We start from the raw sequence: 12,595 nt of genomic DNA, 5'->3' as shown, positions 1-12,595 counted from the left end.
TCAGCTGCCGCTGCCGCCGGTCGATTTTGCCGTCTGGCCGAAGAGCAGCTTCTTGCCCTCTTCGGTCACGGTCGGCCGCGACATGTAAGGCTCACCCTTTTCATAGGCGCGGACCGTCGCCGGCCGGGCGCGGATGTCGTCGAACCAGCGGCGCAGATCGGGGAAATCATCCAGGTTCTGCTGCTGGCGCTTCCACGGCACCACCCAGGGATAGCTCGCAAGGTCGGCGATGGAATAGTCGTCGCCCGCAATATAGCGCCGGCCCTTCAGCCGGCGGTCGAGCACGCCATAGAGCCGGTTGGTCTCGTTCACATAGCGGGTGATGGCATAGGGCAGCTTCTCGGGCGCATAGAGCCCGAAATGATGGTTCTGCCCGGCCATGGGGCCAAGCCCGCCCACCTGCCAGAACAGCCATTCGCTGACGGTCTTGCGGGCGCGCAGTTCCGTGGGCAGCAGCCGGCCGGTCTTCTCGGCCAGATAGAGCAGGATCGCGCCGGACTCGAACACGCTCACCGGCGCGCCGCCATCGGCCGGCGCATGGTCGACGATCGCCGGCATGCGGTTGTTGGGCGAGATCGCCAGGAAGTCCGGCTTGAACTGATCGCCGGCGCTGATATCGACCGGATGGATCCGATAGTCCAGACCGGCCTCTTCCAGGAACATGGTGATCTTGTGGCCATTGGGGGTCGGCCAGTAATAAAGGTCGATCATGGCAGGCCTCATCCGGCTTTGGGATAGTTGGACGGGAAGAGTGCGCGCAGCGCCTGCTCGTCGGTCTCGGTCTTGAAGTCGTGATCGCCCCCCACCTTGCGCGCCCGCTGTGCCGCCGGTCGGGCATCGACCGTTTCGAACAGCCGCTTCAGGTTGGGATAGTCGGCCAGCGGATCGGTCTTGCCCTTCAGCACCCGCTCCGCGCGCTCCAGCCAGCCCCAGGCCGAAATGTCGGCGATGGTATAGCTGTCGCCCGCGATCCAGTCGCGCCCCTCAAGATGACGGTCGAGCACCTCGTAATGCCGCTCGGCCTCGCGCCGGTAGCGGTTGCGGGCATAGTCCAGCCCCTCGGGGGCGGCGTGCTGGAAATGCACCGCCTGGCCCGAGAACGGCCCCAGCCCCGAGGCGATGAACATCAGCCAGGACAGCAGTTCCGGCCGGTCCTCGGGCGCGCCCAGAAAGGCATTAGCCTTTTCGGCTATATAAATCAGAATCGCAGTCGAATCGAATACGCGCGCCGATTTTCCACCGGGTCCGTCGAGGTCGACGATCGCCGGCACCTTGGCGTTCGGATTGATCGCCACGAAGGCCGGATCATGCTGCTCACCCTTGCGGGTATCGACCGGCACCAGCTCGTAGGGCAGACCGGTTTCCTCCAGCAGCAGCGCCACCTTTGCCGGGTTCGGGGTCGGGTGATAGTAGAAGCGGATCACGAGGGCTACCCTCTCTGTTTTCGGGGGGAGAAATTCAGGATCCGGCCGGCCGCCGCACCGGACGGGCCACCAGCAGAACACCGGCGACGATCGCCAGGATGGCGAGGGCTTCGGCCGGCGCGGGCAGTTCGCCCAGCACCGGAATGGCGATGGACGACGCCGCCACCGGCACCAGGGCGATGATGCCGGTCGCGGCCGCCGGCCCCAGCAGCCCGACCGCACGATTGAAGGTGATCACTGCCACCGCGCTCATCAGCACGCCCTGATACAGGCCCTGCACGAGGAGTTCGCCCGCAGAGGCAGCACCAAGGTTGGACAGGCCGGCCGCGAGATAGACCGGCAGGAACAGCACCGCCGACCAGAAACAGATCAGCGCCGCCGACTGAATGGGGGTGAGCAGGCTGCCGCGGAAACGCAGCGTGTAAACCGCCCAAAGGGCTGCCGCGCCCAGCAGGGCCAGAATGCCGCCGGGATCCGGCAGGCCGTGGACGGCGGTGCCGATCAGGAGCAGCGCCGCCTGGCCTGCAACGATGGCGGCATAGCCCGCCCAGCGCCGTCGGCCATGGCGTTCCCCCAGGAAGATCGCACCCAGCACACCTGCAAACAGCGGCATGGCGGTCGGCGCGATCGAGGCCGCCTGCGCGGCCGATGTGAGCTGCAGCCCCGCCGCCACAAGCAGCACGAAGGGCAGACCCCAGAGCATGGCGAAGACCAGCCCCTCCTTCCACGCCCAGCCGGGCAGCGGCCGGCCGCGCGGAAACAAGGCCGGCAGCAGCAGCACGGCACCGACGCCGAAACGCAGCGCGGTGATGTCCCAGACCTCCAGATTGCGCACCACGGCAAAGCGGGTGACCACGAACCAGCCCGAGAAGATCGAGACCGCGAGCGCCGCCCAGGCGATGCCCTCCATCCCGCGCCCTGCCGGCACCGTCTTCTGCATGGCCATCGCCGGTTCCCATCCGTCCTGTTCCGGGGCGCGCCGCCTTGTGTTTTATGACGCTTGTTTTATAATGCACGTTAGAAAACGATTGGCAAGATGCCGATCGCATGTATCGAAACGAGGAACGGACGTTCGCCATGGCGCGCCCGCGGGAATTCGACGAAGAACAGGTTCTGGATGCGGCCACCCGGTGTTTCTGGGCCCGGGGCTATGAACTGACCTCGGTCAGGGATCTGGTCCAGCATACCGGGATCACCAGTGCCAGCCTGTATAATGCCTTCGGTGACAAGCGCGCCCTCTATGGCCGTGTGCTCGATCATTACATCGAATGCGGCATTGCCGAGCGGATACGGCGCTGTTCGGTCATGGCGCCGCGGGCAGGTCTTGCCGCCTTTTTCGACGAACCGCTGGAGCGGTCGATTTCGGATCCCGATCACAAGGGCTGCATGCTGATCAACGCATCCCTGGAAGTGGCCCCGCATGATGCCGGCTTCCGGGAGGTGGTGGCCGATGCGCTGCGTCGGATCGAGGCTTTCTTTCTCGACCGGATCACCGCCGGCCAGGCCGATGGCAGCGTGACCCGGCGCCTGCCCCCGCAGGATCTGGCCGCCCATCTGCTCGGCACGCTGATGGGGCTGCGCACCCTCTCCCGCGTGCGGCCCGAACCGGCGCTGCTGACCGCGCTGGTTCACACGGCGCTGGCGCTGCTCGACGATCCGGCGATCGCCGATCCCGCTGGCGGCTGAGCGCTCCCGCAGAGATTGTATTGCCGGTCGACCACATCTCTCTTGTTTATGGCAAAGTTCCGCGAATAAGATGAAAGTGCTCGATACATCGGAAACCTGTCCGTTGGGCCATCCTCGCCTCGTCGGCGGCCTGCCTCATCCGCCTCATCCAGATGTATTGCAAAATGCAACATATTTGACAGAAGGATCGGCAGGATGGCGTCCATCACCCTCACCGTCACCAACAATTCGGGCACGCCGGACACGGATGTCTATCTGGGCTTCTGGGGCAGTTCGCTGAGCGCGACCATCAACGGCGCCGCGATGACCGCCCAGACCTGGTATGCGCTGTCCTCAATCAACAGTTTCACCATCGAAGACACCACCAGCGGCCGGATCTATGTGGCCTACAGTGCCACCTCGTGCACCATCGACCCGAACGCCTCCATCCTGACCGGCAATGACAATATCTTCGACAAGTTCGAACTGACCTTCGACGGCACGCCAACCGGCTGTGCCGACCTGACCGCGATCGATTTCTGGAGCATCCCGATGAGCCTCGGGACCTCGTTCCAGGGGAATCCGATCGGCAGCCTGGCGGGGCTGACCGGTGGCACCACCGCCGCCGATCTGTACACCGCGCTCGCAGCCCTCAGCGATCCCGTCCAGTCGACCCCGGCCGCGAAAGCGGTGATCGCGGCCTTCGCGGCGGACGGCAACACCCTGCCCGCCGGTGTGTCGCAGCAGTTGCTCAACCCCGCCTCGGGTGTGGTCACCGACGGCTCGGGCAATTTCGTCCGGATCATCGGCCCCAACAGCTATCCGCCCTTCGGCAGCCCGTCGACCGACGCCCTGCCCGGCCTGCCGGCCACGCCCTATGACACCTTCCTGTCCTATTACGATGCGCTGATCGAAACCTTCGGCCCGAAGACGACGGCGCCGGTCCCGGGCTTCACCAGCCTGGGCGGCGGCACCATCGCGCTGATCAAAGGCAATTTCGCCGGCAACGACCAGGAAACCGGCCCGACCTATGTGGCCCAGACCTACGACCTGACCGCGTCGATCGATGCAGCCGGCACCATCACCCTGTCGGGCAGCACCGGCCAGTTTTCCAACGTCACCATCACCATCGACCGCTGGAACCTGCTGAACCCGGCGGCAAGCTACGGCGCCACGCCCGATTTTTCGCTGAATGGCGGCGCGCTTCAGACCCCGGGCAACGATGTCTGGGGCTGGGTGCTGGGCGATCTCTTCGCCGGGCTGAACATCGGTGCCATCGGCTCGGCGGTCACGGTCCAGGGCTCGGGCGGCACGGTTGCCGTCGGCGACATGGCGAGTTCCGACTGGTTCTCCACCCTGCCCGGCCAGGGCCTGCTGTTCGCAGCGCTGTGGCCCACCGGCATCACCAACCATTGGAACCAGTGGGCGGCCGCCCTTAACCCGTGTTCCGAGGCCTACAACTTCGCCTTCGCGGAGCGTTTCTCGGCACCACAGCTGAACCTGAACCCGGCCAGTGTGGACACGCTGACCGTCACCCTGCTCGACCGCACCGTCACGTCCGGCTGAACACGCTTCCCCCTTCCGCCGAACGCGCGTTCGGCTATTCTGCGCCGCGATCCCTCCCCCCGGATGCGTGGTGCCCCCGATGTCCAGTTCCTGCCCGCCATCGCCCTCCCCCACCCTTGCGGCTGATGTGCCGGCCGGCCTGCCCGGTTGGGCGGTGGCGGCGCTGATCGCGGCGGTGGCCGGGATCGGCACCGAGGCCTTTGCGGTGGCGCCGCTGCTGATCGATATCGCCCGCGATTTCGACATGGCCGCCACCGATGCCGCCTTCGCGATCAGCGCCTATGGGCTGGCGGTCGCGGTCTCGGCGCCGCTCTTCGGCCTGTTTGCAGGGCATCTGCCCCGGCGGCGGCTGATCGCGGCCGGCATGGTCATCGCCACCATCGCCGGCATCATCGCCGCAACCGCGCAGAGCTTCGGCATGCTGCTGGCGGCGCGCATGCTCTCGGGCCTCGCCTGCGGCGCGGTGCTGCCGACCATCTATGCCTATGTCGGCGATATGGTCCCCTTCGCCGCCCGCGGCCGGGTGATGGGCCGGGTAATGTTCGGCTGGGCGATCACCATGGTCACCGGCGTGCCCCTGGCCGGCATCGCCGCCGAATATCTGGGCTGGCGCGGTACGCTGACCGCAGCCGCGCTGATCATCCTGGTTCTGGCGGTTGCCGTGCTGCGCCTGCCGCAGCCGCCCGCGCGCGACGCCGCCGGCCCCGCTACCGGCAGCGGCCCCGACGCCGCAGGGTTCCTGGCCCGGCTGCGCCATGCAGTCACCCGGCCGGGGGTGGCGGCGCTGCTCGCAACCAACCTCGCCAATATGGTGTCGTTCTACGGCATCTATGCCTATGTCGGCACGGCGCTGCGCAATCTGGAAGGCAGCGGTGCCGCGGCGGCCGGCGCCATCGTGCTCTGGTATGGCGTGGGCCTGGCGGGTTCCACGCTCAACGCCCGGCTGGTCGACCGTGTCGGCAAGGATCGCGCCCTGACCGTGGCGCTGGCGGTGCTGGCCGTGGACATGGTCGCGATGTCGCAGAGCCTGGGCCGCCCGGTCGCCTTCGAGGCGACGCTGATCCTCTGGGGCCTGGCCCAGGGCACGGTGGTCACCGCGCTCAACACGCTGGCCACCGAACGTGCCGGCACTGCCCGCGGGCTGGTGATGGCGCTGATGAGCGCCGTCACCTATCTGGGCATCAGCACCGGCACCGCGGTTCTGGGGCTGGTGATGGCCGCCCATGGCTTTGCGGCCGTCGGGCTGGTGGCGGCGATCGTCAGCCTGGCCGGCGTGGCCGCCGCCCGGATCTCCGCACGCCAGGGGCGGATCGGCGGCTGATCAACCGTCATGCCCGGGCAGGACGAAGACCTGGCCCGGATAGATCAGGTCCGGATTGCGGATCTGGTCGCGATTGGCTTCGAAGATGGTGGTGTAGCGGATGCCTTGGCCATAGGTGGCGCGGGCGATGCGCCACAGATAGTCGCCGGGCTGGATGACGACATAGGTCTGGCCTTCCGGCAGCATCATCGGCGAGGCCGCCCGCGAGAACGGGGTTTCCAGCCGCGCCAGCACCTTGCCGCCCTCGTCGACCAGGTCCACCCGCAGGGTCGCCTTGCCTTCCGGGATCCGGCCTTCGGGCGTCACCACCCAGATGCCGCCGCGATCCGGGTCCGGCCGGGCGGTGGCGATCAGGTCGTTGTCGAGATAGATCCGCACTTCCTTGCCGGCCCTGGCCCGCCCCGACAGGCTGACCCGGCCCTGATCGTCGTAATCGATCACTTCCAGACTGAGCGGGCCTTCCGACACGCCGGTCGGGTCGCTGCGCTGAAGCAGACGGCCGGTGCCGTCGCCGTCGCGCGGCATCAGCACCGCCATCGGCTGTTCGGCCACCGGCTGCTCCGGCTCGGGCTTCGCATCCCCCCCCGCCGCCGCCGAGGCCTGGGGGGCCGTGTCGGGCACGGCCAGCACCACGACATCCTTCGATTTCACCTTCGCGCCGCCGGGCAGCGTCGCTTCCAGGTCGAGTTCGCGATTGCCGCGGTTGAGCGGCTTTTCGGGCAGGATCACCCATTCGCCCCGCTCATCGGCCCGGGCGCGGCCGATCTCGGTGCCGCCGTCGCGCAGCACCACCTCGGCATTGGGCTCGGCGCGGCCGGCAACCACGGTGTCGCCGCGCGGACTGACCCGAACAATATCAAAGCTGGGCGCCGCCGGTTCCGCCACCGCCCCGGGGGGGGTGGCCGGTGCCGCGGGTTCGGGCGTAGCGGGCTTCACCAGCACGTCGCGACCGGTGGTCTGGGCAGCAGGGGCTGCAGCAGGCGCCGCCACCTGGGCGGCCGGCGCCTGCTGGGGGGCCGATGCCTGAGGGGCCGGCGCCTGAGAAGCCGGTGTCACCGCCGGTGCCGCGGGGGCCGGAGCCGGGGCAGCCGGCACCGGTGTGGTGGCCGCTGTCCTGTCGTCAGCGTCCCCACCCCAGATCAGCCATCCGGCGATGGCGGCGATGATCGCGGCCACGGCCGCGATGATGGCGATATTCCGTGACGTCACCTGCGCCTCCCCTTGCGGACCACACGTCGTGCGTGGTCACGCATTCCCGTCCGCAGGAACATTAAACGTCATCCCGGAATGCTTCAACGCCGGGCAAGGCCCTGGACGCTCAGGACGGCAGACCGGCACCGACAAGGATGGCGATCGCCACCGCAATCGCCATCGGCACGGCGGCGACCAGCGCCAGCACCACCAGTCGGGCCAGTTTGCCGAACCGCCCCGGGCCGATGCCGAGGCGGTTGGACAGCCGGGTTGCGGGCCCGTCGGCGAAGGGCACCAGCAGCAGGATGGCCAGGCAGGCCACGACCAGGCCGCTTGGCCGCGACAGCACCAGATGGGCCGCCAGCAGCGCCAGCGCGCCGCCGGCGGCGATCACGCCGGCCAGACCAAAATCGGCCCGCCCGGGCAGAAGCAGCCAGGGCAGGAAGCCTGCCCCCGCCGCCGCCGCCATGAACCCTGCCTGCCCCACCGAAGCACTGCCGGCATTGATCGCGACAAAGCCCAGGCCCAACGCCGCCAGGATCACCAGAACCTGACGGCCGGCCCCATCGGTTTCGGCCCTCTGGCCCAACCGGCCGAGCAGGGCTGCGAAGCCCAGGCCCAGCCCGCCCAGCAGCAGCACGAGATCGACGGTCTCGTACCGGCCGAGCCGGGCGCCGGCCATCCAGAGCGTGCCGCCACCCACCACAAGCAGGCCGGCGGGGATGGCGGCGATCCGTGCGGCTCTGGGGCTGAGCAGGCCCAGGATCGCGGCCGCGGCCGCAGCCGCCGTCAGCAGATAAGGCAGTTTCTGGGTGCTGGACGGGGGCGGCAGCGCCGGCCGGCCCAGCATCAGCACCAGCCCGGCCAGCAGCCCCAGCGGCACCGCGACCACCGCAATCCGCCAGCCGGCGGCACTGCCCGCAAGCCAGCGCAGCGCCGGCGGCAGCAGCAGCCCCAGCACGAACGGCCAGATCAGGGTCACCGCCAGCGGATGCTCGACAAGACTGAACAGGTCACTCAAAGGAGATGGCCTTCCGGTGATGAAGCGGGCTTGTGCCGAAGACCGTGGTCCGAACCGCGCCGCGGGTCAAGCGGGTGCGGCGCCCGCGCAATCTTCGGTATCTGCGGAAGCTGTTTGCGGCCGGTTTGCAACGGCCGCGCACGATGCTATGTTGCGCGCCGATCGCGACCGGCGTCTGCCGCCCCGGACCGTCCCGGCCCGGGAGCCGCCCCGGTCGCAACGGCGCCCCCGGGGTGCCGCGCATCGCCGAGGAGATCGTCCGCATGACCAAGATCAAGGTCGCCAATCCTGTCGTCGAACTGGACGGTGACGAGATGACCCGCATCATCTGGCGGTTCATCAAGGACAAGCTGATCCTGCCCTATCTCGACGTCGACCTTCTCTATTACGATCTCGGCGTCGAGCATCGCGACGCGACCAACGACAAGGTGACGGTCGAGGCCGCAGAGGCGATCGCCAAGCATGGCGTCGGCGTGAAGTGCGCGACCATCACCCCCGACGAGGCCCGCGTCGAGGAGTTCAAGCTGAAGCAGATGTGGAAGTCGCCGAACGGCACCATCCGCAACATCCTGGGTGGCACCGTCTTCCGCGAGCCGATCATCTGCCGCAACGTGCCGCGCCTGGTGCCGGGCTGGACCCAGCCGATCGTGATCGGCCGTCATGCCTTCGGCGACCAGTATCGCGCGACCGACTTCAAGGTGCCGGGCAAGGGCACCCTGACCGTCCGCTTCCAGCCGGAAGACGGCGGCGAGGCGATCGAGTACGAGGTCTTCAAGTTCCCCGGTTCGGGCGTCGCCATGGCGATGTACAACCTGGACGAGTCGATCCGCGGTTTCGCGCGCGCCTGCATGAATTACGGCCTGCAGCGCGGCTATCCGGTTTATCTGTCGACCAAGAACACGATCCTGAAGGCCTATGACGGCCGCTTCAAGGATCTGTTCCAGGAGGTCTTCGACGCCGAGTTCGCCGACCAGTTCAAGGCCGCCGGTATCGTCTACGAGCATCGCCTGATCGACGACATGGTCGCCTCGGCCCTGAAGTGGGAAGGCGGTTTCGTCTGGGCCTGCAAGAACTATGACGGCGACGTGCAGTCCGACACCGTCGCCCAGGGCTTCGGCTCGCTGGGTCTGATGACCTCGGTGCTGATGACGCCGGACGGAAAGACCGTGGAGGCCGAGGCCGCCCATGGCACCGTCACCCGTCATTTCCGCGAGCACCAGAAGGGCCGCGAGACCTCGACCAACCCGATCGCCTCGATCTTCGCCTGGACCCGCGGTCTTGGCTATCGCGGCAAGTTCGACGGCAACGACGCCCTGATCGGCTTCGCCGAGACCCTGGAGCGCGTCTGCGTCGAAACCGTCGAGGCCGGCTATATGACCAAGGATCTGGCGATCCTGGTCGGCAAGGATCAGGCGTGGCTCAACACCACCGCCTTCCTCGACAAGATCGACGAGAACCTCAAGAAGGCCATGGCTTCCTGAGGACCTGCCGTTAAGGCAGACGGCTGACGATCGCGGGCGCGGCAGGGTTTCCTGCCGCGCCCGTCGTCTTTTCAGCGCCAGTGTTCAGGACGAGGGCGTCGTCCTGCTCCCCCGCGCCAGCAGATAGGCCAGGATCAGCCGGTCGCGCTCGGCCGCCAGTTCCTCGATCGGGCGGGCATCACGGCCGGCCGCCACGCCCTCGGCCAGCATGTCGACCACCTCGGGCGTCATCATCGGCGTGCCCAGATCCTGCCACCAGCTCTGGAAGGCGCCGCCCAGATGGTCGCAGAAGGCGCGGATGCCGCCCGGGCCTCCCCCCAGATGGAACAGGCTGACCGGCCCCATCGCCGCCCAGCGCAGCCCCGGCCCATAGGCTACCGCCTTGTCGATATCCTCGACGCTCGCAACCCCCTCGGCCGCGAGATGGATGGCCTCGCGCCAGATCGCCGCCTGAAGGCGGTTGGCGATATGGCCCGGCACCTCCTTGTGCAGCCGCACGCAGATTTTGCCGAGGCCGGTATAGAAGGCGTCGGCGGTGTCGATCACGCCCGCCTCGGTCTGGCCGTTGCCCATCAGCTCGACCAGCGGGATCAGATGCGGCGGGTTGAAGGGGTGCGCGATGATCAGCCGTCCGGGCGCAGCGCATCCGGCCTGAAGCTGGCCGAGGGTAAGCCCCGAGGTCGAACTGCCGATGATTGCCTGCGGCGCCAGCCGTTCCGCGATCCGGGCATAGAGCGCATGCTTGACCTCGACCCGCTCGGGCACGCTTTCCTGCACGAAGTCCGCACCGTCGACCGCGTCCGCAGGGTCGGCGGTGAAGCGCAGCCGGCTGTCGTCGCCGGCATGGGGCTGACCCAGCGCCTTGAGGGCCCCGGCACTGGCCGCAACCAGCCGGCGACAGCGCGCCTCGACATCCGGGGCCGGATCATAGATCACCACCTCGCGGCCGCTGGCGGCGAACAGCGCCGCCCAGCTCATCCCGATCGTTCCCGCCCCGAGGACGGCTATCCTGTCGAACATCATCGTCTCAACCCCGTACAGCCTGCGCAGCCCTGAAAGGCCGATGCAGACTACGACCGTGCAGGCCATCTGCAAACACGGCTGTTCTCGACGGCCGCCGCCGGCCTGCCTATTCTGGTGCCCCCTTCCAGATGAGGCGCGCCATGATCGAACGCCGCATTCCCGTGCTGGTGATCACCGGCTTCCTTGGTGCCGGCAAGACCAGCCTGATCGCCGACATCTTCCGGCGCCGGCCGGAGATCGCGCCCACGACAGCGCTGATCGTGAACGAATACGGCGAGACCGGGATCGATCATGAACTGCTGCGCATGGCCGGTGAACGCCAGGTGGCGATCGATGCCGGCTGCATCTGCTGCACCCTCAGATCCGATCTCACCGACACGCTGATGCGGCTGCATCTGGATCATGCCCGCGGGCAGATCGACCGGCTGGACCGGGTGATCGTCGAGACCACCGGCCTGGCCGACCCGGCCCCGATCATCCACACGCTGGCCGCCCATCCGCTGACGGCAGCGCGGTTCGCGCTGGCGGGTGTGATCGCCTGCATCGATGCCGAACATGGCGACGCCCAGCTCGACACGCATGAAGAGGCGCTGCGTCAGGCGGTTCTGGCCGACCGGATCGTGATCACCAAGGCGGATCTCGCGGGTACGGCCGCCACCGCGGCGCTCAAGATGCGGCTGCAGACACTCAACCCGGGCGCCATGATTCTGTCGCGGGAAGCAGCGCTGGCCGATCCCGACCGGCTGATCGCCCCCCTGCCCTATGCGCCGGAGGCCCAGGGCGACAGCGCCCGCGCCTGGCTTGCCGCCGAAGCGGCGGCCGATCGCCATGCCTGTGCCGATGGTGCCTGTGCAGTGCCGGGCCATGCGCACCATCCGCATGCCCATCACCATCATGATCACGACCACCATGATCATGAGCATGAGCATGGGCATGGGCATGGGCATGGGCATGGGCATGAGCATGGGCATGATCACCATGGCCACCACCACACCGCCGATGCCCGCATCGCCACCGCCACCCGGCGGCTGCCGGCCGGCACGCCGCAGGCGCGGGTGATCCGCGCCGCAGAGCGGCTGGCAGCCGATATGGGACCGGCGCTGCTGCGGCTGAAGGGGCTGCTGCCGCCCGAAGGCGACCGCCCGGGTGCCGCCCTGCACGGCGTGCAGCACCGGCTCTACCCGACCATGCCGCTGGGGCATGATGCCGACCTGCCGGCCGAACCGACGCTGGTCGCGATCACCCTGGATGCCGATCCCGCCGCAGCGCTGGAGCGACTGGCGACCGAGGCGGCCGCATGAGCCCCGGGCGGGTGATCTTCAGCTGGTTCGGGACAGATCAGGCGCCGGCGGACCCGCCGCGCCCGCAGCCGGCCGACCTGCATCTTGCCCGGGCCGATGGCGACGTCGACACCTATCTCGCCGCCTATCGCGCCGTCGGCGGGCCCCATGGCTGGTCCCGCCGCCTGACACTGACGCGCGATCAGCTGCAAGCCATTCTGGATCGTCCCGGCCGCCGGGTGCTGATCGCGCGGGATGCCGCCGGTACGGTTCTGGGATTCGTGGAACTGGACCTCGCCCACGGGACGCCCGCGTCCCCCGCGGCGGAGATCGTGCATTTCGGTCTTACTCCCGCCGCTCAGGGCCGCGGCTGGGGCGGTTTCCTGCTCGACCACGTGCTCCGCCTTGCCTTCGATGCCGGTGCCGGGCAGGTGGTGCTTCATACCGACACCACCGATCATCCGCGGGCCTTCGGGGCCTATCTGAAAGCCGGGCTTCGCCTGCTCAGGGTCACCACGGCAGAGCCTGACGACTGGAACTGATCCCGCCGGCTCCGGGATCCCGTCGTCACATCCGGATTATCTACTTTAGATTTCTTATTTTTCAAAAATATGTTCTGAAGG

The 12,595-nt window shown here is 68.1% G+C and carries 12 protein-coding genes; 6 read left to right on the top strand and 6 right to left on the bottom strand.

From position 1 onward, the window contains the following. From P7L68_RS13725 to P7L68_RS13715, 3 genes are read right to left on the bottom strand one after another with little or no spacing between them, the layout of a single operon-like run. Positions 1-711, bottom strand: coding sequence for a glutathione binding-like protein (locus P7L68_RS13725; RefSeq protein WP_372006198.1), 711 nt, complete (start codon positions 709-711; stop codon positions 1-3). Between the two features lie 8 nt (positions 712-719). Next, entirely contained in the window at positions 720-1,424 is a 705-nt protein-coding gene (locus P7L68_RS13720) for a glutathione S-transferase family protein (protein WP_372006197.1), read from the bottom strand. A gap of 34 nt (positions 1,425-1,458) precedes the next feature. Then, the gene (locus tag P7L68_RS13715) at positions 1,459-2,370 is read right to left on the bottom strand and encodes a DMT family transporter (RefSeq protein ID WP_372006196.1); all 912 of its coding nucleotides are present in this window, start codon (positions 2,368-2,370) and stop codon (positions 1,459-1,461) included. 131 nt (positions 2,371-2,501) lie between these two features. Here P7L68_RS13715 and P7L68_RS13710 point away from each other — a divergent pair, with 131 nt between their 5' ends. The 3 genes from P7L68_RS13710 to P7L68_RS13700 all read left to right on the top strand — a co-directional run bounded on the left by P7L68_RS13710 (position 2,502) and on the right by P7L68_RS13700 (position 5,976). Further along, positions 2,502-3,110, top strand: coding sequence for a TetR/AcrR family transcriptional regulator (locus tag P7L68_RS13710; RefSeq protein WP_372006195.1), 609 nt, complete (start codon positions 2,502-2,504; stop codon positions 3,108-3,110). Positions 3,111-3,305: 195 nt separating this feature from the next. Then, complete coding sequence (locus tag P7L68_RS13705) at positions 3,306-4,655, top strand: hypothetical protein (protein WP_372006194.1); 1,350 nt, start codon at positions 3,306-3,308, stop codon at positions 4,653-4,655. A 79-nt stretch (positions 4,656-4,734) separates the two neighbouring features. Further along, positions 4,735-5,976: an MFS transporter gene (locus tag P7L68_RS13700; RefSeq protein WP_372006193.1), complete on the top strand. Its 1,242-nt coding sequence runs from the start codon at positions 4,735-4,737 to the stop codon at positions 5,974-5,976. Here the strand turns inward: P7L68_RS13700 and P7L68_RS13695 are convergent, their stop codons facing one another. Together P7L68_RS13695 and P7L68_RS13690 are read right to left on the bottom strand one after the other, a co-directional pair. Next, positions 5,977-7,185, bottom strand: coding sequence for a LysM peptidoglycan-binding domain-containing protein (locus P7L68_RS13695; RefSeq protein ID WP_372006192.1), 1,209 nt, complete (start codon positions 7,183-7,185; stop codon positions 5,977-5,979). A gap of 109 nt (positions 7,186-7,294) precedes the next feature. Beyond that, the gene (locus tag P7L68_RS13690; protein WP_372006191.1) at positions 7,295-8,188 is read right to left on the bottom strand and encodes a hypothetical protein; all 894 of its coding nucleotides are present in this window, start codon (positions 8,186-8,188) and stop codon (positions 7,295-7,297) included. Positions 8,189-8,451: 263 nt separating this feature from the next. Between P7L68_RS13690 and P7L68_RS13685 the strand changes: the two genes are divergently transcribed. Continuing rightward, complete coding sequence (locus P7L68_RS13685; RefSeq protein ID WP_372006190.1) at positions 8,452-9,669, top strand: NADP-dependent isocitrate dehydrogenase; 1,218 nt, start codon at positions 8,452-8,454, stop codon at positions 9,667-9,669. An 84-nt stretch (positions 9,670-9,753) separates the two neighbouring features. On the opposite strand, the gene P7L68_RS13680 is transcribed toward P7L68_RS13685, so the two are convergent. Beyond that, positions 9,754-10,692, bottom strand: a complete 939-nt coding sequence (locus P7L68_RS13680; RefSeq protein ID WP_372006189.1) for a 3-hydroxyacyl-CoA dehydrogenase NAD-binding domain-containing protein — start codon at positions 10,690-10,692, stop codon at positions 9,754-9,756. Between the two features lie 140 nt (positions 10,693-10,832). Here P7L68_RS13680 and P7L68_RS13675 point away from each other — a divergent pair, with 140 nt between their 5' ends. Beyond that, positions 10,833-11,993, top strand: a complete 1,161-nt coding sequence (locus P7L68_RS13675) for a GTP-binding protein (RefSeq protein ID WP_372006188.1) — start codon at positions 10,833-10,835, stop codon at positions 11,991-11,993. Then, a complete protein-coding gene (locus tag P7L68_RS13670; RefSeq protein ID WP_372006187.1) occupies positions 11,990-12,514 on the top strand; it encodes a GNAT family N-acetyltransferase in 525 nt (174 codons plus the stop codon). The genes P7L68_RS13675 and P7L68_RS13670 overlap by 4 nt, the downstream gene beginning before the upstream one ends. The last annotated feature ends 81 nt before the right edge of the window (positions 12,515-12,595 follow it).

This window comes from Tistrella mobilis, assembly GCF_041468085.1.
GTDB classification, from domain to species: Bacteria; Pseudomonadota; Alphaproteobacteria; order Tistrellales; family Tistrellaceae; genus Tistrella; species Tistrella mobilis_A.
The sequence above is the reverse complement of the archived record's forward strand: the minus strand, read 5'-3'. Positions and strand labels throughout refer to the sequence as shown.